At 62.9% G+C, this 22,465-nt stretch carries 18 protein-coding genes; 11 read left to right on the forward strand and 7 right to left on the reverse strand.

Going from position 1 to position 22,465, the window contains the following annotated elements:
- The first annotated feature begins 156 nt into the window (after positions 1 to 156).
- The 8 genes from ppsA (at position 157) to AB5975_18385 (ending at position 8,312) form a co-directional block, all read left to right on the forward strand.
- Positions 157 to 2,532, forward strand: a complete 2,376-nt coding sequence (gene ppsA / locus AB5975_18350; protein ID XDR18580.1) for a phosphoenolpyruvate synthase — start codon at positions 157 to 159, stop codon at positions 2,530 to 2,532.
- A 101-nt stretch (positions 2,533 to 2,633) separates the two neighbouring features.
- Positions 2,634 to 3,626, forward strand: a complete 993-nt coding sequence (locus AB5975_18355) for an alpha/beta fold hydrolase (protein XDR18581.1) — start codon at positions 2,634 to 2,636, stop codon at positions 3,624 to 3,626.
- Between the two features lie 157 nt (positions 3,627 to 3,783).
- Positions 3,784 to 4,275 carry a ribonuclease E activity regulator RraA gene (rraA, locus tag AB5975_18360; GenBank protein XDR18582.1) on the forward strand — a complete coding sequence of 164 codons (492 nt, stop codon included), beginning with the start codon at positions 3,784 to 3,786 and terminating at the stop codon, positions 4,273 to 4,275.
- 27 nt (positions 4,276 to 4,302) lie between these two features.
- Complete coding sequence (locus tag AB5975_18365) at positions 4,303 to 5,298, forward strand: zinc transporter ZntB (GenBank protein XDR18583.1); 996 nt, start codon at positions 4,303 to 4,305, stop codon at positions 5,296 to 5,298.
- Between the two features lie 87 nt (positions 5,299 to 5,385).
- Positions 5,386 to 5,658 carry a CrfX protein gene (locus AB5975_18370; protein XDR18584.1) on the forward strand — a complete coding sequence of 91 codons (273 nt, stop codon included), beginning with the start codon at positions 5,386 to 5,388 and terminating at the stop codon, positions 5,656 to 5,658.
- Positions 5,659 to 5,660: 2 nt separating this feature from the next.
- Complete coding sequence (locus AB5975_18375) at positions 5,661 to 6,485, forward strand: mechanosensitive ion channel domain-containing protein (GenBank protein ID XDR18585.1); 825 nt, start codon at positions 5,661 to 5,663, stop codon at positions 6,483 to 6,485.
- A 114-nt stretch (positions 6,486 to 6,599) separates the two neighbouring features.
- On the forward strand, positions 6,600 to 7,166 hold the full coding sequence (gene sigX / locus AB5975_18380) for an RNA polymerase sigma factor SigX (GenBank protein ID XDR18586.1): 567 nt from the start codon (positions 6,600 to 6,602) through the stop codon (positions 7,164 to 7,166).
- Positions 7,167 to 7,277: 111 nt separating this feature from the next.
- Positions 7,278 to 8,312 carry an OmpA family protein gene (locus AB5975_18385; protein XDR18587.1) on the forward strand — a complete coding sequence of 345 codons (1,035 nt, stop codon included), beginning with the start codon at positions 7,278 to 7,280 and terminating at the stop codon, positions 8,310 to 8,312.
- 96 nt (positions 8,313 to 8,408) lie between these two features.
- On the opposite strand, the gene cobA is transcribed toward AB5975_18385, so the two are convergent.
- The 5 genes from cobA to AB5975_18410 all read right to left on the reverse strand — a co-directional run bounded on the left by cobA (position 8,409) and on the right by AB5975_18410 (position 14,064).
- On the reverse strand, positions 8,409 to 9,149 hold the full coding sequence (gene cobA / locus AB5975_18390; GenBank protein ID XDR18588.1) for a uroporphyrinogen-III C-methyltransferase: 741 nt from the start codon (positions 9,147 to 9,149) through the stop codon (positions 8,409 to 8,411).
- Between the two features lie 26 nt (positions 9,150 to 9,175).
- Complete coding sequence (locus AB5975_18395) at positions 9,176 to 10,846, reverse strand: protein kinase (protein ID XDR18589.1); 1,671 nt, start codon at positions 10,844 to 10,846, stop codon at positions 9,176 to 9,178.
- A 1-nt stretch (position 10,847) separates the two neighbouring features.
- Entirely contained in the window at positions 10,848 to 12,059 is a 1,212-nt protein-coding gene (locus AB5975_18400; protein ID XDR18590.1) for a nitrate/nitrite transporter, read from the reverse strand.
- Between the two features lie 203 nt (positions 12,060 to 12,262).
- A complete protein-coding gene (locus AB5975_18405) occupies positions 12,263 to 12,838 on the reverse strand; it encodes an ANTAR domain-containing response regulator (protein ID XDR18591.1) in 576 nt (191 codons plus the stop codon).
- 11 nt (positions 12,839 to 12,849) lie between these two features.
- Complete coding sequence (locus AB5975_18410) at positions 12,850 to 14,064, reverse strand: CmpA/NrtA family ABC transporter substrate-binding protein (GenBank protein XDR18592.1); 1,215 nt, start codon at positions 14,062 to 14,064, stop codon at positions 12,850 to 12,852.
- Between the two features lie 137 nt (positions 14,065 to 14,201).
- On the opposite strand from AB5975_18410, the gene AB5975_18415 reads away from it, so the two are divergent.
- A complete protein-coding gene (locus tag AB5975_18415; GenBank protein XDR18593.1) occupies positions 14,202 to 15,227 on the forward strand; it encodes a quinone-dependent dihydroorotate dehydrogenase in 1,026 nt (341 codons plus the stop codon).
- Positions 15,228 to 15,323: 96 nt separating this feature from the next.
- On the opposite strand, the gene AB5975_18420 is transcribed toward AB5975_18415, so the two are convergent.
- Positions 15,324 to 15,539: a ribosome modulation factor gene (locus tag AB5975_18420; protein ID XDR18594.1), complete on the reverse strand. Its 216-nt coding sequence runs from the start codon at positions 15,537 to 15,539 to the stop codon at positions 15,324 to 15,326.
- 560 nt (positions 15,540 to 16,099) lie between these two features.
- Here AB5975_18420 and rlmKL point away from each other — a divergent pair.
- Positions 16,100 to 18,292, forward strand: a complete 2,193-nt coding sequence (gene rlmKL, locus AB5975_18425; GenBank protein XDR18595.1) for a bifunctional 23S rRNA (guanine(2069)-N(7))-methyltransferase RlmK/23S rRNA (guanine(2445)-N(2))-methyltransferase RlmL — start codon at positions 16,100 to 16,102, stop codon at positions 18,290 to 18,292.
- A gap of 94 nt (positions 18,293 to 18,386) precedes the next feature.
- Entirely contained in the window at positions 18,387 to 20,777 is a 2,391-nt protein-coding gene (locus AB5975_18430; protein ID XDR18596.1) for a diguanylate cyclase, read from the forward strand.
- Positions 20,778 to 20,846: 69 nt separating this feature from the next.
- Here the strand turns inward: AB5975_18430 and dacB are convergent, their stop codons facing one another.
- Positions 20,847 to 22,304 carry a D-alanyl-D-alanine carboxypeptidase/D-alanyl-D-alanine-endopeptidase gene (dacB, locus tag AB5975_18435; protein XDR18597.1) on the reverse strand — a complete coding sequence of 486 codons (1,458 nt, stop codon included), beginning with the start codon at positions 22,302 to 22,304 and terminating at the stop codon, positions 20,847 to 20,849.
- Positions 22,305 to 22,465: the final 161 nt, after the last annotated feature.

Consider the following 22,465-nt stretch of genomic DNA (forward strand, 5'->3'; position numbering starts at 1 on the left):
GATATGATAAATTCGGTTTGCCGAATGCGGCTGTCGACATTCTGCCACATTTGCAGAGCCTATTTTCCAGGTACAGGCCACAAACGCCCGGCCAAGTCACAGAAGACAGGCGGGCGCCTTTTGAGCTTTTCCAACACAGTTAGTGGAGAGATCACCTTGGTAGAGTACGTAGTTTCCCTCGATAAGCTCGGCGTCCATGATGTGGAGCATGTGGGGGGCAAGAACGCATCCCTGGGCGAGATGATCAGCAACCTTGCCGGTGCTGGTGTATCGGTGCCGGGCGGCTTTGCCACTACGGCGCAGGCGTACCGCGATTTTCTCGAACAGAGTGGTCTGAACGACAGGATTCACGCCGCGCTCGACGCACTGGACGTGGATGACATCAACGCCCTGACCAAAACCGGCGCGCAGATTCGCCAGTGGGTCATGGAAGCCGAATTCCCGGCACGTCTGGATTCGGAAATCCGTACGGCCTTCGCCGAAATGGCCGCCGGCAACGACAACATGGCCGTTGCCGTGCGCTCCTCGGCCACTGCCGAAGACCTGCCGGACGCCTCGTTTGCCGGCCAGCAGGAAACTTTCCTGAACATCCGCGGCGTCGATAACGTGATCCGCGCGGCCAAGGAAGTGTTCGCTTCGCTGTTCAATGACCGCGCCATCGCCTACCGCGTGCATCAGGGCTTCGACCACAAACTGGTCGCCCTGTCTGCCGGCGTGCAGCGCATGGTCCGCTCCGAAACCGGCACCGCTGGCGTCATGTTCACCCTCGACACCGAATCGGGCTTCCGCGACGTGGTGTTCATCACCGGCGCCTATGGCCTGGGCGAAACCGTGGTGCAGGGTGCAGTCAACCCTGACGAATTCTACGTACACAAGAACACCCTGCAGGCCGGCCGCCCGGCCATCCTGCGCCGCAACCTGGGCAGCAAGGCGATCAAGATGGTCTATGGCGAAGAAGCCAAGGCCGGCCGTTCGGTCAAGACCGTCGAAGTCGACCGTGCCGAACGCGCACGTTTCTGCCTGAGCGATGACGAGGTCAGCGAGCTGGCCAAGCAGGCCATGATCATCGAGCAGCACTACCAGCGCCCGATGGACATCGAGTGGGCCAAGGACGGTGACGACGGTAAGCTGTACATCGTCCAGGCCCGCCCTGAAACGGTGAAGAGCCGCTCCAGCGCCAACGTCATGGAACGCTACCTGCTGAAAGAAAAAGGCACCGTGCTGGTCGAAGGCCGTGCCATTGGTCAGCGCATCGGCGCCGGCAAGGTTCGTGTGATCAACGACGTATCGGAAATGGACAAGGTCCAGCCGGGCGACGTGCTGGTCTCCGACATGACCGACCCGGACTGGGAGCCGGTGATGAAGCGCGCCAGCGCCATCGTCACCAACCGCGGTGGCCGTACCTGCCACGCGGCGATCATCGCCCGTGAGCTGGGTATTCCGGCGGTAGTCGGTTGCGGCAACGCCACCCAGGTACTCAAAGACGGCCAGGGCGTGACGGTATCCTGCGCCGAAGGTGACACCGGCTTCATCTTCGAAGGTGAGCTGGGCTTCGACATCAAGCAGAACTCGGTCGATGCCATGCCCGAGCTGCCGTTCAAGATCATGATGAACGTCGGCAACCCGGACCGCGCATTCGACTTCGCCCAGCTGCCCAACGCCGGTGTCGGCCTGGCGCGCCTGGAATTCATCATCAACCGCATGATCGGTGTGCACCCCAAGGCGCTGCTGAACTATGCGGGCCTGCCTGCCGACCTGAAAGACAGCGTCGACAAGCGCATCGCCGGCTACAACGACCCGGTTGGCTTCTACGTCGAGAAGCTGGTCGAGGGCATCAGCACCCTGGCGGCGGCCTTCTACCCGAAAAAGGTCATCGTGCGCCTGTCGGACTTCAAGTCCAACGAGTACGCCAACCTGATCGGCGGCAAGCTGTACGAGCCGGAAGAAGAAAACCCGATGCTGGGCTTCCGCGGTGCTTCGCGCTACATCAGCGAATCGTTCCGTGACTGCTTCGAACTCGAGTGCCGTGCGCTGAAGCGTGTGCGCAACGAAATGGGCCTGACCAACGTCGAAATCATGGTGCCGTTCGTGCGCACCTTGGGCGAAGCCAGCCAGGTTGTCGACCTGCTCGCCGAGAACGGCCTGGCCCGCGGCGACAACGGCCTGCGCGTGATCATGATGTGCGAGCTGCCGTCCAACGCCATCCTCGCCGAAGAGTTCCTGGAATACTTCGACGGCTTCTCGATCGGCTCCAACGACCTGACCCAGCTGACCCTGGGCCTGGACCGCGACTCGGGCATCATTGCCCACCTGTTCGACGAGCGTAACCCTGCGGTCAAGAAGCTGCTGGCCAACGCCATTGCCGCGTGCAACAAGGCCGGCAAGTACATCGGCATCTGCGGTCAGGGCCCATCGGACCACCCGGACCTGGCCAAGTGGCTGATGGAGCAGGGCATTGAAAGCGTGTCGCTGAACCCGGACTCGGTACTCGAAACCTGGTTCTTCCTGGCCGAAGGCCAGGGCGCGGCCTGATGCGGTAAAACGCGGGGGGGCGTCTGGCGTCCTCCCGCCTGGTTTTTCCAGGGCGAGCTCCAGCAATGGACCCCGCCCTTTTTTGTGCACCAAGCAACCTTATGCAAAGCAGCAGCATTCTTTTCCCCGTGGCCCTGCTCAGTGCCGAGCGCCGCGGCGACCTCAGCGAAGACGTGTACCGGATCAAGGCCGGCAACGGCCCGGACCCCAGCGTCGAACTGGCCGTCACCCGGCTGGGGCTAGCCGACCAAGGTCAGGCTCAGGGCGTGCCGGTCATTCTCCTGCATGGCAGTTTTTCCAATCGGCGTTTCTGGTATTCGCCCAAAGGGGTTGGTCTGGGCGCCTACCTTGCGCGCGCCGGTTTCGATGTGTGGATCCCGGAAATGCGTGGCCACGGCCTGTCGCCGCGTAACCAGGCCTGGAAGCACAACAGTGTTGCTGCGTATGCCCGTGAAGACCTGCCACTGATCAACGCATTCGTGCGCGAACAGTCGGGCCAGGCACCGCATTGGGTGGGCCATTCTCTTGGCGGCACCACGCTGGCGGCCGCCTTGGGCGGTGGTTTCCTGGCTGCCGAGCAGGTGGCCAGCGTGGCACTGTTCGGTACACAGATCAGCCGCGTCTATTGGCCGCTGAAAGTGCCACCGCTGGCCTGGGGCGCGAAACTGCTGCTCAAGCGCTGGGGGCAGATATCGGGGCCGCGCTTCAAGCGTGGGCCGGAAGACGAGCCCATAGGCCTGGCTCTGGAGAGCATGCGCTGGCACGGTCTGTTCGGGCGTTTTGGCGACAAGAAGCACGATTGGTGGGCGGGGCTCGCAGAGGTGGATGTGCCGTTGCTGGCGGTGGCCGGTGCGGGCGACTTCCAGGACCCGGTATGGGCCTGTCGCAAGCTGTTCGAGCAGTTGGGTGGTGAGCGCAAGCAGTTCCTGCGGCTGGGGCGTGAGGAAGGCTTCGATGCCTTCGGGCATGTCGACATGCTGGTAAGCAAGGCCGCGCAGGTGCAGGTATGGCCGCTGGTGGAACGCTGGTTGCGCGACCCGCTGTTGCCGGTGCATGAGTCCACCTTGGCAGTGGAGCCGGTGCCCGCCAGCTGACTCTGCTCTGCCTGTACCGGCCTTTTCGCGGACGCGCCCGCGAAGAGGCCGGTACAGGATGAATACAAATGACTGCCCGGTCCCGGATGACTGCGACAGCCTCCACGGTGTAGCCTTGGCCGATACCCGCTTTCGTTGTGACTGACAGGAGCTTCCCATGCAGCATTACGTAACGCCCGACTTGTGTGACGCCTACCCGGACCTGGTGCAAGTGCTGGAGCCGATGTTCAGCAATTTCGGCGGCCGCGATTCGTTCGGTGGTCAGATCGTCACCATCAAGTGCTTCGAGGACAACTCGCTGGTCAAGGAACAGGTCGAACTTGACGGCAAGGGCAAGGTGCTGGTGGTCGATGGCGGTGGTTCGCTGCGCCGTGCACTGCTCGGCGACATGCTGGCCGAAAAGGCCGCCAAGAATGGTTGGGAAGGCCTGGTGATCTACGGTTGCGTGCGTGACGTCGACGTGTTGATCCAGACCGATGTCGGCGTGCAGGCCCTGGCCAGCCACCCAATGAAAACCGACAAGCGCGGTATCGGCGACCTCAACGTGGTGGTGACCTTCGCCGGGGTAACATTCCGCCCGGGCGAATACGTATATGCCGACAACAATGGTGTTCTGGTATCGCCAAGCCCGCTGGAAATGCCGGAGTGATGCGCCGCACGCGCTGATGGAGCTTTGATGTTCGAGGAAGACAACGCGCAGTGGGGGCTGGTGCATGCCCTGGTGCTCGATGGCAGAGGCGGCGCGCGCTCGATTGCCCGTACCGAACTGGACGACCTGCAGCTGCAGCCGGAGCAGAGCCTGTGGCTGCACTGGGACCGCAGCCATCCGCAAACCCGCACCTGGCTGTTGCATGACAGCGGCCTGAGCGAGTTTGCCTGCGACCTGCTGTTGGAAGAAAACACCCGGCCACGCCTGCTGCCCATGGCGGACGAACAGCTGTTGCTGTTCCTGCGCGGGGTCAACCTGAACCCCGGCGCAGAGCCCGAAGACATGGTTTCGGTACGTATCTTCGCCGAGGCTCAGCGGGTCATCTCGCTGCGCCTGCGGCCGTTGCGTGCCAGCGACGAAATTCTGCAGCTGCTGGAGCAGGGCAGGGGGCCGAAATCCGCCTCTGAGCTGTTGCTGTTGATGGGTGAACTGCTGACCGAAAAGGTCCAGGGCCTGGTCAGTGACCTGTCCGAGCTGGTCGACCTGGAGGAAGAAAAGGTCGAATCCGACGAACGGTATACTCCAGAGCAAGGCAGCCTGCAGCAAATTCGCCGCCGTGCCGCCGGCTTGCGCCGCTTCCTCGCCCCACAAAGGGAGATCTACGCCCAGTTGTCGCGCAGCAAATGGAGCTGGTTTGCCGATGCCGATGCCGATTACTGGAACGAGCTGAACAACAGCCTGATCCGCTACCTCGAAGAGCTGGAACTGACCCGCGAGCGTGCCGCGCTGGTGCTGGAAAGCGAAGACCGCCGGCGTAGCGAGCGGATGAACCGCACCATGTACCGCTTCGGCATCATCACCTGCATCTTCCTGCCCATGAGCTTCATCACCGGGCTGCTGGGCATCAATGTCGGCGGCATACCCGGGGCGGATAATCCTTTGGGTTTTTTGTTCGCCTGCATCGTTGTGCTAGGGCTGGCGGTGGGGCAGTGGTGGCTGTTCCGGCGGTTGCGATGGGTCTAGGCGTGCATTTTGAAACATTCGTCCCAATCGGATGTGTGACCCATTGCCGGGCTACCTCGTCTCTTGCTGATACTGCGCGAGGTGCCTATGCACGATCCGTTTGAAGAATCCCTGCGCGACCTGCTCAAAGCGTCACCCTCCGGCAATGACCGGGATGACCGGGACGATGCCGCTTGCCTGGGTCGCGTGCTGAAAACCGCCAACCGCCAAGTTGGCGCGGGCGATCTGTTCAGCCTGCTTGGCCGCTGGTGCCAGGCGCTGCTGATTGCCGTGAACAATGGCTCGGCGCATGTCGCGCCGGTGCGTCGACACTCTTCCCGCAACGCTGCCACTGGCAGCAAAGCAGATAAGGCCGATTGAATATGGAACTCGATCTCTGGACCCAGAGCCTGGTCACCGCGATGACCGCCCTTTGGACCAAGGTGGCGAACTTCATCCCTAACCTGTTCGGCGCGCTGGTCGTGGTGCTGCTCGGTTTCGTGGTGGCCAAGCTGCTCGACACGCTGCTGTCCAAGCTGCTGGCCAAGTTTGGCCTGGACCGCCTGATGGCCGGCACTGGCCTCACCAAGATGCTTGGTCGGGTTGGCATCCAAGTGCCGATCTCGACCTTGATCGGCAAGATCGTCTACTGGTTCGTGCTGCTCATCTTCCTTGTCTCGGCCGCTGAGTCGCTGGGCCTGGAACGGGTTTCGGCCACCCTCGACATGCTCGCCCTGTACCTGCCCAAGGTATTCGGCGCCGCCCTGGTGCTGCTGGCTGGCGTGCTGCTGGCACAGGTTGCCAACGGTCTGGTTCGTGGCGCCGCCGAAGGTATCGGCCTAGAGTACTCGGCGGGGCTTGGGCGTATTACCCAGGGCCTGGTGATCATCATCAGCATCTCGGTAGCCATCAGCCAGCTGGAGGTGAAAACCGACCTGCTGAACCACGTCATCGTTATTGGGCTGATTACCGTTGGTCTGGCCGTTGCGCTGGCCATGGGCCTCGGCAGCCGCGAAATCGCCGGGCAGATCCTGGCCGGTATTTATGTGCGCGAGCTGTACCAGGTAGGCCAGCAAGTGCGGATTGGAGAGGTCGAAGGGCATATCGAGGAGATCGGTACGGTGAAGACGACGCTGCTGACCGATGATGGCGAACTGGTGTCACTGTCTAACCGCGAGCTGCTTGAACAGCGTGTCAATAGCCGCTAACCGCACAAAAGCTGTTAATGTATGCCGCCGCGAAATTCGACCCACGGGGTCGGCGCGGCGACATTGACCTGACTGTCGGCCAGATTCGTTTTGAATAAAGTTCATTCGCCGCCCATGCGTTATGACCCCCGCGAGCTCACCGACGAAGAGTTGGTGGCGCGTTCGCATGAGGAGCTGTACCACGTTACCCGCGCCTATGAGGAGCTCATGCGGCGCTACCAGCGGACCCTGTTCAACGTCTGTGCGCGTTATCTGGGGAACGACCGGGACGCGGACGATGTCTGTCAGGAGGTGATGCTCAAAGTGCTGTATGGGCTGAAGAACTTCGAGGGTAAATCCAAGTTCAAGACCTGGCTCTACAGCATCACCTACAACGAGTGCATTACCCAGTACCGCAAGGAGCGCCGTAAACGTCGGTTAATGGATGCCTTGAGCCTGGACCCTGTTGAAGAGGCGTCTGAAGACAAGGCCCCGAAGCCGGAAGAAAAAGGCGGGCTGGACAAGTGGTTGGTGCATGTGAACCCGATTGACCGGGAAATTCTGGTGCTACGTTTTGTCGCAGAATTGGAATTTCAGGAAATTGCCGACATCATGCACATGGGTCTTAGCGCGACGAAAATGCGTTACAAGCGCGCGCTAGACAAGCTTCGTGAGAAATTTGCTGGCCTCGATGAAACTTAGTGGCGTGCAAATATCTCTAACGGATCGGCGAGTTCTGCTAGACTTGCCGTCGAGTTGTCCCCCTTGTTTGTGGTGGGACTGCTTAACTATCACCAGATGGGGATTTAACGGATGAAATTGAAAAACACCTTGGGCTTGGCCATTGGTTCGCTCGTAGCCGCCACCTCGATTGGCGCTATGGCACAAGGTCAAGGCGCCGTCGAGACCGAAGTTTTCTACAAGAAAGAATTCTTCGACAGCCAGCGCGACTTCAAGAACGACGGCAACCTGTTCGGCGGCTCGATCGGTTACTTCCTGACCGACGACGTTGAACTGCGTCTGGGCTACGACGAAGTGCACAACGCTCGTGGCGAAGACGGCAAGAACATCAAGGGCTCGAACACCGCCCTGGACGCCGTTTACCACTTCAACAACCCGTACGACGCTATCCGTCCGTACGTTTCCGCTGGTTTCTCGCACCAGTCGCTGGGCCAGACCGGCCGTGGCGGTCGTGACCACTCCACCTTCGCCAACGTTGGCGCTGGCGCCAAGTGGTACATCACCGACATGTTCTACGCCCGTGCCGGCGTAGAAGCTCAGTACAACATCGACCAGGGCGACACCGAGTGGGCCCCAAGCGTTGGTGTTGGCCTGAACTTCGGCGGTAGCCCGAAGCAAGCCGAAGCCGCTCCAGCTCCAGTTGCTGAAGTTTGCTCCGACTCCGACAACGACGGCGTTTGCGACAACGTCGACAAGTGCCCAGACACCCCGGCCAACGTTACCGTTGACGCCGACGGCTGCCCGGCTGTTGCCGAAGTCGTTCGTGTTGAGCTGGACGTCAAGTTCGACTTCGACAAGTCGGTCGTCAAGCCAAACAGCTACGGCGACATCAAAAACCTGGCTGACTTCATGAAGCAGTACCCACAAACCACCACCGTGGTTGAAGGTCACACTGACTCCGTGGGTCCAGACGCTTACAACCAGAAGCTGTCCGAGCGTCGTGCCAACGCTGTCAAGCAAGTCCTGACCCAGCAGTACGGCGTAGAATCCAGCCGTGTTGACTCGGTTGGCTACGGCGAAACCCGTCCGGTTGCTGACAACGCCACCGAAGAAGGCCGTGCTATCAACCGTCGCGTTGAAGCTCAGGTAGAAGCTCAGTCCAAGTAATTGGCCTGATGTTTCATGAAAAACCCGGCCTCGGCCGGGTTTTTCTTTGCCTGGGTTTTATCCGGGCTCAAAGGCTGCTCCTGTAGGGACAGGCATTCAGCCCGCGATTGCGTCCAGTCGCAGAATCTGCTGCTCCCCAACCACCTCTCCAATCACCAGCACTGCCGGGCTGCGCAAGCCAAACCCGTGCGCATCCTCGACCATTCTCCGCACGTCACTCCTGTGCGCTCGCTGTTGCGGCAATGAAGCATTCTCGATCATCGCCACCGGCATCCCTGGCGCCATGCCACCATCCAGCAAGCCCTGGCGCACCTGCTCCAGCCGCGCTACCCCCATGTACACCACCAGCGTCGTGCCGCCCTGGGCCAATGCCGCCCAGTTCAGTGCGCTGTCATCCTGGGTATGCGCCGTCACCAGCGTGACGCCCCGGCTGACACCGCGCGAAGTCAGGGAGATCCCGCACTGCGTTGCGCCGGCCAGGCCGGCGGTAATGCCGTTGACCAGCTCTACCTCGATGCCATGCCCGCGTAACCACAGCGCCTCTTCACCGCCACGGCCAAAGATGCAGGGGTCGCCGCCCTTGAGCCTCACCACGCAGCGGCCCTGTCGCGCATGGCGCAGCATCAGGCGCTGGATGAACGCCTGCGGTGTAGAGCGGCAGCCGCCGCGCTTGCCCACGGCAATCACCCGTGCTTGCGGGCAGTGCGCCAGCACCGCTGGGTTGACCAGGTCGTCGATCAGGACCACGGCGGCTTGCTGCAAAGCTCGCACAGCCTTGAGGGTGAGCAGTTCAGGGTCACCAGGGCCGGCACCCACCAACCATATTTTTGCATTCATCGAGGTGTCCTCATCGGCAAGTTGCGTCAGCCCTTGAGCAGGGTAAGCAGCAGTATCAGATTGATCAGCAACGACAGCAGGGCCAGCGTGCGCCACACTTTCACCGGCTCGCGCTCAAGCAGTGGGCGTGGTCGGCTGGGCAGTTCCTGACGGTCGCCGCGTTCGAGCAGCAGCAACCAGTGCTCGGCGGTTTCGAAGCGCTGGGCAGGGTCGACCGCCAGGGCCTGTTGCAGGTTGTGCTGCAACCATTCCGGCAGGTCGGGGCGATAGCGCGAGGCGTTGACCGGCTGGCCGAAGCGCGGGCGTTGAAAGGCTTCTATCTCGCCGTACGGGTAGTGGCCGGTCAGCAGGTGGTACAGCGTCACGCCCACTGCATACAAGTCCTGGCGCGGGCTGGGTGGCAGGCCATCGAACGCTTCCGGGGCGATGTACGAGGGCGTGCCGGGCAGCTCGTGCAGCGGGTCTTCGGACAGGCCCGGGCAATAGGCCAGGCCGAAGTCCAGCAGGCGCAGTTGGCCATCGCGGCCCAGGTGCAGGTTGTCGGGCTTGATGTCGCGGTGCAGCAAGTTGCGCCGGTGCAGCACGCCAACTGCCTGTAGCAGTTGCCGAGCGACCTCCAGCCATTGCGCCAAAGGCAGCGGGCCGTGTGCGGCCAGCAGTGCCGCCAGGCTTTGGCCGGGGTATTCGCGCATCACGTAGTACAGGTGCTGGCGCTGGCTGGCGGCGTGCAGCTCGGGGAAGTGCCGGCCAGCGATGCGGCGCAGGAACCACTCCTCCAGCAACAGGCCTTGCGCTGCCCCCGCTTCCTGTTCGCGCGCAGCGGGCAGGGTTTTGAGCAGCCACGGTTGGTTCTGGCTATCGCGCACTTGGTACAGCAGGGACTGGCGGCTGTGTGCATGCAGTTTTTCAACCTTCCAGCCGTCTATCACCTGGCCTTCACGCAGCGGGCCGGGCACTGGCCATTCTTGCAGCTGTGCCAGGGTATCGCCCAGGTTGGCTGGGCCCAGTTGCTCGACGTGCACCAGCAAGGCGCTGGCGTTGTCCTGGCTGCCATTGAGGTGCGCGCTGGCAACCAGGGTGTCGGCGGCCAGTTGCAGATCAGGCTGCTCGCGCAGCACGGCCTGGATGTGTTGCTCGCCCAGGCTGGCCCAGACCCCGTCGCTGAGCAGCAGAAAGCACTCGCCCGGCTGCAGCTCGCCTTCCAGGTAATCCACCAGCAGGTGCTGGTCCAGGCCCAGCGCGCGTTTGAGTACGTGCTGCATGCCCGGCTGGTCCCATACATGGTCTTCGCTAAGGCACTGCAGGTTCTCATCGTGCCAGCGGTACACCCGGCAGTCGCCAACGTGGGCCAGGGTAAAGCGCCGGCCGCGCAACACCAGCGCGCTAAGGGTGGTCAGCAATGGCTGGCCGCTGCCCTGGGCACGCAACCAGCGGTTTTGCGCCAGCAACAGGCGGTCGAGGGCCTGGGCGACGCTCCAGGTGGCCGGAGTGGCGTAGTAATCCAGGGCCAGCGCCTGCAGGCTGGCTCGCGCTGCCAGGCCGCCGTCGGCGCATTGGCTGACGCCATCGGCCAGGGCGAACAGGTAGCCTTTGCTGGCGGCCAGCTCTGGCGCCGGGGTAACCAGGCGCAGGGCGTCCTGGTTTTCCGCGCGAGGCCCAGTGGCGCTGGCTTGGGCAAAGCTCAATTGCAGGCTCATCTCAGACCCGTGCTGCCGTGACTGCAGCCGAGCCCCAGGTGGTGCGCCAGCGCTGTTTCACGCCATGAAGGCCAAACCACGCCAGCAGGCCCAGGCTGGCGAACAGCCACAAGCCAAGTTGGTAGTCGCCGGTGTGCTGCTTGATAGTGCCAAGCCCGGCCGCCAGCAGGAAACCGCCAATGCCGCCGGCCATGCCGATCAGCCCGGTCATTACACCGATTTCCTGGCGAAAGCGTTGCGGCACCAGCTGGAACACCGCGCCGTTGCCGGCGCCCAGGCCAAGCATGGCGCTGACGAACAGCATCAGTGCGGCTGCGGCAGAGGGCAGGTTGAAACCAACTGCGGCGATGCAGATAGCTGCCACGCTGTACATACCCAACAGGGTACGGATGCCGCCAAAACGGTCAGCCAGCGCGCCGCCGAGCGGGCGCATCAGGCTGCCGGCGAACACGCAAGCTGCGGTGTAATAGCCGGCGGTGATCGGGCTCAGGCCGTACTGGTCGCTGAAATAGCCGGGCAGGGCGCTGGCCAGGCCGATGAAGCCACCGAAGGTGACGCTGTAGAAGAACATGAACCACCAGCTGTCTCGGTCACCCAGGGCCTTGAGGTAGTCGGCCATGGCTTTCGGTTTGGGCCGTTGTGGGGCGTTACGCGCCAGCAGGGCGAACACCGCCAGCGCCAGTGTCAACGGGATCAGCGCAAAGCCGAACACATTGTTCCAGCCAAAGCCTGCAGCCAGCGCCGGCGCCAGCAGGGCGGCGAACACGGTGCCAGAGTTGCCGGCGCCGGCGATGCCCATGGCCTTGCCCTGGTGCTGTGGCGGGTACCACTGCGAAGCCAGTGGCAGCGACACAGCGAACGAAGCACCCGCGAACCCCAGAAACACCCCCAGCAGCAGCGCTTGTTCATAGCTGTGCACGCCCAGGTGCCAGGCTGCGGCCAGTGCGACGATAACCACCACCTGGCCGATCAGGCCGGCGGTCTTGGGTGACAGGCGGTCCACCAGCACGCCCATGGCAAAGCGCAGGATAGCCCCGGCCAGGATCGGCATGGCCACCATCAGGCCCCGTTGTTGTGCGCTCAGTTGCAGGTCGGCAGCAATCTGCACCGCCAGTGGGCCCAGCAGGTACCACACCATGAAGCTGAGGTCGAAGTACAGGAACGCGGCGAACAGCGTGGGCACATGCCCGGATTTCCAGAAGCTGGTACTCATCGAACACCTCACTCGGCAATGCAACGGAACGAAAAAGACGCCGCCACCCGCTCCACGGGGGTGGAGGGGAGAGCGACGTCTTTGTCGGGAATTAAGTGGGGCAACCGCCGTTGGCTACCGGTGATGTTTGTTCAGCAAGAGATGGGCCAAGTGTTGGCGTGCCTATGGGTTTTCAGTGCCTGTGAGGTCTCAGGCCAGGCGCATTACCCCAGCATCTCGTGCATGGCAATGATCTGTTCGGCCACCTGGATCAGCTTCTGCTGCCGGCTCATGGCCTGTCGGCGCATCAAGGTGTACGCCTGCTCTTCGTTGCAATCCTTCATCTTCATCAGCAAGCCCTTGGCCTGCTCGATACGCTTGCGCTCGGCCAGTTGCTGATCGCGCGCCAGCAGCTGCGCTTTCAGTGCCTGGTCGCTTTCGAAGCGGGCCATGGCCACATCCAGGATCGGCTGCAGCCGCGCCGCATGGATGCCCTCTACGATATAGGCGCTCACCCCTGCCTGTATCGCCTGACGCATCACTCCGGGGTCGTGCTCGTCAGTAAACAGCACGATGGGGCGTGGCTGGTCACGGCTGACCAGTACTACCTGCTCCATCACATCGCGGTCGGGTGAGTCGGTGTCGATCAGCACCACGTCCGGGCGCACTGTTTCGACGCAGGCGGGCAGGTCGATGGTCAGGTCTGGGGCTTCGATGACTTCGAAGCCTGCCTCGCTCAATGCTGCCTTGAGGCGGCCGAGTTTGTTCTGGGTGTCGTCGATCAGCAGGATGCGCAACATGCTGGTCTCCCTCACAGGCCGACACGGGCATTGGGCTGGTCGCCCAAGGCGTGCAGGCTGAAACTGCGGGCATAGCCGTAGGGGTCGCTGCCGTCCCAGCGGGTGCCGTCGATCAGCAGGCTGCTGCGCATCGGTAGCTCCAGGCAGGCGATGCCCAGGCTTTGCGCGGCCTCACTGTACAGCCGCAGCTGCTGGACCTGACGGGCCACGCCCAAGTAGTCGGGGTCTTCGCGCAGCAGCCCCCAGCGGCGGAACTGGGTCATGAACCACATGCCGTCGGACAGGTAGGGCCAGTTGGCCCGACCCTGGTCGAACAGGCGCAGGGCGTGCGGGTCTTGCCAATGGTTGCCCAGGCCGTCCTGATAGTGGCCGAGCAGCCGCGGTTCTATGGTGTCCAGTGGGGTATCCAGATAGGCGCTGCCACTGAGCAGTTGCGCGGTGCTGCGGCGGTTTTCCGGGCTTTGCTCGATGAACCGGCTGGCCGCGAGGATCGCCTTGATCAGCGCGCGGGCACTGTTGGGGTACTGCTCGGCAAAGGCGCGCGCGCAGGCCAGGACCTTTTCCGGGTGATCCGGCCAGATCGACTGGCTGGTGGCCAAGGTGAAGCCTTGGCCCTTGGCCACAGCGTCGGCGGCCCACGGTTCACCCGCGCAGAAACCGTCAATGCGCCCGGCCTGGATGTGTGCAGCCATCTGCGCCGGTGGCACCACTACGCTGTCGACGTCGCGCAGTGGGTGGATACCTTGGCTGGCCAGCCAGTAATACAGCCACATGGCATGGGTGCCGGTGGGGAAGGTCTGGGCGAATGTCAGGCGTGCGCCATGCTGGTGCACCAGGCGCGCCAGCGCTTCAGGGTTGGTCACACCCTTGCGCTGCAGGGCCGGCGACAGGTTGATGGCCTGGGCGTTCTGGTTCAGCCCCATGAGTACGGCCATATCGTAGGCGGGCACGCCACCGATGCCCAGGTGTACGGCGTAGACCAGGCCATACAGGCAATGCGCGGCGTCCAGTTCGCCGCTGACCAGCTTGTCGCGTAACCCGGCCCACGAGCCCTGGCGCTTGAGATTGAGAGTAAGGCCGTGCTGCTGGGCGAAGCCCTGGGTGGCGGCGACCACTACCGACGCGCAGTCGGTCAGGGCCATGTAACCGATGTTCAGGCTGGGCTTTTCTGGCGCGTCGCTGCCGTTGACCCAGGCCAGGGGCGTTGCTCGGGGTGCGGTGTTCACAAGGGTCCTCGCCAGTACTGATAAGGCTGTGGGTGGATTGGTGCAACCCATGTGCCAAGCGCTCCCACGATTTGCTGTCCTGCCAGGCCCGTGCTGGCTATAATCGCACCCTCACTCACCCTGAGCCTTGCCCGCCCATGTATACCCTGGCCCGCCAGCTGCTGTTCAAGCTTTCCCCGGAAACTTCCCACGACTTGTCCCTGGACCTGATCGGCGCCGGTGGCCGTCTCGGCCTCAACGGCATGCTGTGCAAGCAACCGGCGGCATTGCCGGTTTCGGTCATGGGCTTGAACTTCGCCAACCCGGTTGGCCTGGCGGCTGGCCTGGACAAGAACGGTGCGGCCATCGACGGTTTCGCCCAACTGGGTTTCGGGTTTGTCGAAATTGGCACTGTCACCCCGCGTCCGCAGCCGGGCAACCCTAAGCCGCGGCTGTTCCGTTTGCCGGAAGCCACGGCCATCATCAACCGCATGGGCTTCAACAACCTGGGCGTTGATCACCTGCTAGAGCGGGTACGTGCCGCGCGCTACAACGGGGTGCTGGGCATCAACATCGGCAAGAACTTCGACACGCCAGTCGAGCGTGCCGTCGATGACTACCTGATCTGCCTCGACAAGGTGTACACGGCTGCCAGCTACATTACGGTCAATGTCAGTTCGCCAAACACTCCGGGCCTGCGCAGCCTGCAGTTTGGCGATTCGCTCAAGCAGTTGCTCGATGCCTTGGCCGAGCGCCGCGAGCAACTGGCCGTCACCCATGGCAAGCGTGTACCACTGGCAATCAAGATTGCCCCGGACATGAGTGATGAAGAAACCGCGCTGGTGGCCGCTGCGCTGATGGCGTCGGGCATGGATGCGGTGATCGCCACCAACACCACGCTGGGCCGTGAAGGTGTCGAAGCGCTGCCGCATGGTGGCGAAGCGGGGGGGCTGTCGGGCGCGCCGGTGCTGGCGAAGAGTACCCACATCGTCAAGGTGCTGGCAGGCGAGTTGGGTGGCAAGTTGCCGATCATTGCCGCCGGTGGCATTACCGAAGGCCGCCATGCCGCCGAAAAAATCGCTGCGGGGGCGAGCCTGGTGCAGATCTACTCGGGCTTCATTTACAAGGGGCCTGCGCTGATCCGCGAGGCGGTGGACGCTATCGCCGCCATGCCACGGGTATAATCGGCAGGCAAAAAAAGGGCCCCATCAAGGGGCCCCTGGGCCTTCGCCCGCCGCCCGGATGGGGCGTGCATGGTAAATCGAATTCAGTGTCCTCGATCAGCCAACGGCGTGATTTTCGTTGAGTCTATGGATGCCAGCGGTGCCAGTCATTCCGTCCCAGTTATCACCGCGACCTTCGCGCCAGCCGTTGATCCAGGCTTGGCGAACAGAAGGAAGATTGAACGGGCAAAGTTCGCGGGATTTGCCGGTGACCCCGTATTGGTAGCCACGTGAATATGCTCTTTCCAACGGATCACGCTTAAGTCTTCTCATAGGGTGTTGCCCTCACTTGTTGACTGTAATGTCCCGTCGGCCTCTCCGAGGCCGGGCAGAGTCTTTCTGCCGGTTTGCGCTCGCTGCCGGCGTGGCGAGCTGAAGGTGCCGCCTCGTTGCGATGCGGCCTAAGACCAGTTCTAACGAATGCGAGTCACGGTGTGAATGATCAATTTGTCATAAGCACGTAACCTTTCTGAGGGTGAAAGGATAAGTAAATAAATGCGACTCAACCTTATTTGGCGTTGAGCCCGCTATGATCGGGGTTTGCCGATCAATGACGTCATTTGGCCAGCGGTGCTCGCGGATGACAGAAATAATTTGAAATGCGACGAAGGGTCACATCTGCCCGGCAATCGCCAGAATTTCTCGTACTGCCTGATGATCTAAGCTGTCTTTGCCACTTGGCCAAGCGTGGCTCGGTCAGGCGGCCCGGCCTTTCGCGGCACGCTTTCGTGCCAAAAAGGGTCACCCGCACGTCTGCTGGAAAGGCGTGCGGCAAACATCGCGGGGCGATGCGTTGCCTCGTCAGTCAAATAGCCCAAGGCTCTGGAATACTCATGTCGGACCGTTTCGAACTTTATCTCACCTGCCCTAAAGGCCTTGAAGGCCTGCTTGCCGAAGAGGCCAAGGGCCTTGGCCTTGAAGAGGTGCGCGAGCACACCTCGGCCATTCGCGGCGCCGCCGACATGGAAACCGCCTACCGCCTGTGCGTATGGTCTCGCCTGGCCAACCGGGTACTGTTGGTACTCAAGCGCTTCAGCATGAAGAACGCCGATGACCTTTACGATGGCGTCAATGCCGTCGACTGGGCCGACCACCTGGCGGCTGACGGCACGCTGGCGGTTGAATTCAGCGGCCATGGCTCGGGCATCGACAACACCCACTTCGGTGCGCTGAAGGTCAAGGATGCGATCGTCGACAAGCTGCGCAATCGCGAGGGCCTGCGCCCGTCGGTGGAAAAGATCGACCCGGACGTGCGCGTGCACCTGCGCCTGGACCGCGGCGAGGCCATCCTCTCCCTCGACCTGTCCGGCCACAGCCTGCACCAGCGTGGCTACCGCCTGCAGCAGGGCGCCGCGCCACTGAAAGAAAACCTGGCGGCAGCGGTGTTGATCCGTTCCGGCTGGCCGCGCATTGCCGCCGAAGGCGGCGCACTGGCCGACCCAATGTGCGGCGTGGGTACCTTCCTGGTCGAGGCGGCGATGATCGCTGCCGACATCGCCCCCAACCTCAAACGTGAACGCTGGGGCTTCAGTGCCTGGCTCGGCCACGTGCCGGCGTTGTGGCGCAAGGTGCATGACGAAGCGCAGGCCCGCGCGCAGGCTGGCCTCGCCAAGCCACCTCTGTGGATCCGTGGCTACGAGGCCGACCCGCGGCTGATCCAGCCGGGCCGCAACAACGTCGAGCGTGCCGGCCTGGGTGACTGGGTGAAGATCTACCAGGGCGAAGTCAGCACGTTCGAGCCACGCCCGGACCAGAACCAGAAAGGCCTGGTCATCAGTAACCCGCCCTACGGCGAGCGTCTGGGTGACGAGGCCAGCCTGCTGTACCTCTACCAGAACCTCGGCGAGCGCCTGCGCCAGGCTTGCATGGGCTGGGAGGCGGCGGTGTTCACCGGCGCACCGCAGCTGGGCAAGCGCATGGGTATTCGCAGCCACAAGCAATACGCGTTCTGGAACGGCGCCTTGCCGTGCAAGCTGTTGCTATTCAAGGTGCAGCCTGACCAGTTCGTCACTGGCGAACGCCGTGAGGCGCAGCCTGAAGGCACCGAAGTCCGCCAGCAGGCCCCGCAGGCCAGCGAGCCGGCGCGGCTGTCGGAAGGGGCGCAGATGTTTGCCAATCGCCTGCAGAAAAACCTCAAGCAACTGGGCAAGTGGGCCCGTCGCGAGCAGATCGACTGCTACCGCCTGTACGATGCCGACATGCCCGAATATGCCCTGGCGGTCGACCTGTACCAGGACTGGGTCCATGTGCAGGAGTACGCTGCGCCACGTTCGATCGACCCGGACAAGGCCCAGGCGCGCCTGCTCGATGCACTGGCGGCTATCCCGCAGGCGCTGGGCATTTCGCCGCAACGTGTGGTGCTCAAACGACGCGAGCGCCAGAGCGGCACGCGCCAGTATGAGCGCCAGGCGACCGAGGGCCGTTTCCAGGAGGTCAACGAAGGTGGCGTCAAGTTGCTGGTCAACCTTACCGACTACCTCGATACAGGGCTGTTCCTCGACCACCGCCCGATGCGCATGCGCATTCAGCGCGAAGCGGCCGGCAAGCGCTTCCTCAACTTGTTCTGCTACACCGCCACGGCCACCGTGCATGCGGCCAAGGGCGGTGCGCGCAGCACCACCAGTGTCGACTTGTCGAAAACCTACCTGGACTGGGCACGGCGCAACCTGGCGCTCAATGGCTACTCCGAGCGCAACCGCCTTGAGCAGAGCGATGTGATGGCCTGGCTGGAAGGTAACCGCGACAGCTACGACCTGATCTTCATCGACCCGCCAACCTTCTCCAACTCCAAACGCATGGAAGGCGTGTTCGACGTGCAGCGTGACCATGTGCAACTGCTGGACCTGGCCATGGCCCGCCTGGCACCGGGCGGCGTGCTGTATTTCTCCAACAACTTCCGCAAGTTCCAGTTGGACGAGCATCTGATGGCACGTTATGCCGTGGAGGAAATCACCGCCCAGACGCTGGACCCGGACTTTGCCCGTAACAACCGGATCCACCGCGCCTGGCGCCTGCAATTGCGTTGAGCCGACGAGGTACATTGCGCGGCTAATGGCCAATAGCTATAACTGAGGGCAGGGCAAGATAATCCGCAGGACGCTGACGTGACGAGATGGGTGTATGTCAAAGTATGGCGTGCGTGCGCGGTTGCTTGGCCTGTGCACAGAGGCGGTGTCCGCCTGGGCGGTGGCACTGGTGGCCTTGGTGGCGGGCGGCCTGTTGACGGCCGCCCTGGCGCTTGCCGCGCAGACGTTCTACAAGCAGCAGTTGCGCCAGCGTTTCGAGTTGCTGGCCAGCGAACGCTCCAGCCGCATTGCCGAGCGCTTCGATGAACAAGAGCAACGCCTGGACGGCCTGCGGCGTTTCTTCAGTTTTTCCAACGAAGTTACCCCGCACGAATTTGACGGTTACGCCCGGCCGTTGCTGCAGCGCACCCTGGCCTACGCTTGGGCACCACGCGTCGAAGCCGCGCAGCGCGCCGAGTTCGAGCGCCACGCCAGTGAGCACTCGGGCCCAGGCTATGTGATCCGAGACCAGGACGCACAAGGCCAGTGGCGCCCCGCGCCGCCGCGCGACCATTACTTTCCGGTGCTGTATACCCAATCCGGTGAAATGCCGGGGCTGCCCTATGGGCTGGACCTTGCCGGACAGGGGGCACCCCAGGCAGCCCTGGCGCGGGCGCTCGGGCCTGGCAGCATGGCTGTGTCCGAACCCTTGGCCATGTACGATATCCCTTCGTACGCGCGCGGCCTGCTGATGGTGGCGCCGGTGTTTTCCGATGCCAACCCCCACGGCGCGGCAGCAGGTTATGTGATGGCCTTGCTGAGCATGCGCGAGCTGGTCAGCGACGCTCGACCGGTAGCGGCCGATGACAACCTGGTCGTGCGCATCACCGACCCGTCTGGGTTGCAAGGCCCCGAAGTGATGTTCGATTCGCAGAACCCGGTCGCCTCCCTGGCGCTGGCCAGCAACCAGGTGCTGCACCTGGCCGATCACCATTTCCAGCTGAGCATTTTGCCGAGCCAGGCGTTCGTGCAGGCCAACCGTTCCTCGGCGGTGCTGGCGGTGAGTTTGTTGGGCGGGTTGTTGAGCCTGCTGCTCAGCGTGCTGCTCTATAGCCTGTTCAGCCAGCGTCAGCGCGCCCTGGCCTTGGTCGAGCAGCGAACTGCCGAGTTGCAGGTCAGCGAGCAGTCGTTGCGCGGCACCCACAATCAGCTGCGCAGTGTGCTGGATGCCGCAACCCAGGTGGCGATCATCGCCACCAACCTCAAGGGGATTATCAGCACCTTCAATGCCGGTGCTGAACGCATGCTCGGTTACCCGGCCAGCGAAGCGATCGGGCAGTTGCGCCTTGAGGATTTGGTGCTGCCCGAGGAGCTGAACCTGCGTGCCCATGCGTTGAGCTTGCGCTTTGGTCGCCCGATTGCTGGCGGCCAGGCAATGTTCGCCGAAACGGTGCAGGAGCACGGCGCAGAGCCCGGTGAGTGGACCTTGCTACGTGCCGATGGCAGCCAGCTGTTGGCCAACATGCTGGTTACCGCCATGCTCGACGAGCAGGGTTTGTGGGTTGGCTACCTGGCCATCTGTATTGATGTCACCGAGCGGCGTCGGGTGCATGAGGCGCTGGCGGCGCGTGACCGGTTGCTGGAAAAGCTCAGCGCCGAGGTGCCAGGCGGCATCTACCAATACCGCCTGGATGCCAACGGCCATTCGTGCTTCCCGTATGCCAGCATGGGCCTGTATGACATCTACGAGGTTGATCTGCAGCAGTTGCGCGAGGATGCCACGGTGGTGTTCGAGCGCATCCACCCCGATGACCTGGAGCGTGTGCGCCGTTCGGTGCGCTACTCGGCCGAACACCTGTCACCCTGGCGCGAGGAGTATCGGGTCTGCCTGCCTCGGGCCGGATTGCGCTGGGTGCGTGGTGAGGCGACGCCGGAAGTGGGTGAGCAGGGCTGTACCTTGTGGCATGGCTACCTGACGGACATTTCCGACCTCAAGGGTGTGGAAGAAGAGCTGCGGGCGCTGTCGGTTACCGATTCGCTGACCGGCATCCACAACCGCCGTTACTTTCAGGAGCGGCTCAAGGTCGAACTGGAGCGGGCCCAGCGCGATGGCCTGGCGCTGGCGGTGATCATGCTCGACATCGATCACTTCAAGCGCATCAACGACCGTTTCGGCCATGCGGTCGGCGATCGGGTGTTGCGTAGCCTGTGCCAGCGCATCGGCCAACGTTTGCGGCGTACCGATGTGTTCTGCCGCTTGGGCGGGGAGGAATTCATGGTGCTGTGCCCGGGCAGCGATGCCGAGCAGGCGCGGCTGCTGGCGCTCGAGCTGTGGCAAGGCGTACGCAATATGCCGGTGGAGGGCGTGGGCAGGGTAACCGCGAGTTTTGGGGTGGCGGGATGGCGACCAGAGGAGGGTGCCGATGCCTTGCTGTTGCGTGCCGATGCAGGGGTGTATGCGGCCAAGCAGGCCGGGCGGGACCGGGTGGAAGGGGAGTCGGCCTGATAGCTGTTAGGTGTCAATGCCGGCCCTTTCGCGGCTATAGCCGCGAAAGGGCCGGTACCGACCAACCCATCAGTTGGCTGCTGTGCTGCCAGCCAGCTTCGGCTGGCGATACAGGTCCAGCAACACCTGGTCCAGCACCTGCGAGGCGCCCCACGGTTTTGGGTCGTTGAGGATCGCCGCCACCGCCCAGGTATGGCCGTTGCTGTCGCGGCTGAAACCGGCAATCGCCCGTACGGTGTTCAGCGTACCGGTCTTGATGTGCCCTTCACCGGTCATGGCGGTGCGCTTCAAGCGCTTGCGCATGGTGCCGTCCATGCCCACCAGCGGCATCGAGCTCATGAACTCGGCAGCGTAAGGGCTCTTCCAGGCAGCCTGCAGCATGGCAGCCATTTCCCGGGTACTGACCCGTTCGGCACGCGACAGGCCAGAGCCGTTTTCCATTACCAGGTGCGGCGCGGTAATACCCTTTTTGGCCAGCCATTGGCGCACCACGCGCTGGGCGGCGCGGGCGTCGTCGCCATCGGCATCGGTGCGGAACTGCGCGCCAAGGCTCAGGAACAGCTGCTGGGCCATGGTGTTGTTGCTGTATTTGTTGATGTCGCGGATCACCTCCACCAGGTCTGGCGAGAAGGCGCGGGCCAGCAAGCGAGCGCTTTTGGGGACATTCTCGATGCGGTCGCCACCCTGAATGCTGCCACCCAGTTCGTTCCAGATCGCGCGCACGGCACCGGCGGCGTAAGTCGGGTGGTCGAGCAGCGAAAGGTAAGTCTGCGAGTTGCAGCCGTCACCCAACTGGCCGCTGACCGTCACGCTGATGCCGTCGGCCTGGGGCACCGGGTTGTAGCGCACATCACCGGTGCACTGTTTCGATGCCACGGCCTTGACCTGGTTGTCGATACGGATGCTGGCAATCGGTGGTTCCACTGCGATGGTAACTTTGCCGCCGTCGTTACGGGCGACGAAGCGCAGGGCCTTGAGGTTGACCAGCAGCGAGTCGGGCTTGACCAGGAACGGCTTGTTTTCATCGCCGCCGTCGTCGTTGAACTGCGGCAGGTTGGGCTGCACGAAGTGGCTGCGGTCCAGCACCAGGTCACCGGTGACGGTGCGCACGCCATTGGCGCGCAGGTCACGCATCAGCAACCACAGCTTTTCCATGTTCAGTTTGGGGTCCCCGCCACCTTTGAGGTACAGGTTACCGTTGAGCACCCCGTTGCTCAGGGTGCCGTCCGTATAGAACTCGGTTTTCCACTGAAAGGTCGGGCCCAGCAGCTCGAGGGCGGCGTAAGTGGTGACCAGTTTCATGGTCGAGGCCGGGTTCACCGAAACATCGGCATTGAACACGGTCGGGGTTCCGGGGCCGTCCAGCGGCAGCATCACCAGCGACAGCGCAGTGTCCTGCAGCTTGTTGGCCTTGAGTGCCTGCTGCACTTTGGCAGGCAGGGTGGTATTGACGGCGGCGGCGTGGCTGGGCAAGGCAATTGGCAACAGCAAGCCGGCGAGAAAGAGGGGACGAAGCGTTTTGATCATAGTGAGTAAATACCCTGCGGCGAGGGAAAAGGGCTTTGGGGCTGTAAGAGATGATGGCCCCACGACGTAAAGAATACGCATTATGCCCCAAGCGCAGCGTCGATGCGCCACGTTCGACGGAAAAGCATCGCCAATAAAAAGGCCACCTCGGGGGGTGGCCT

Source organism: Pseudomonas putida, from assembly GCA_041071465.1.
GTDB lineage: Bacteria > Pseudomonadota > Gammaproteobacteria > Pseudomonadales > Pseudomonadaceae > Aquipseudomonas > Aquipseudomonas putida_P.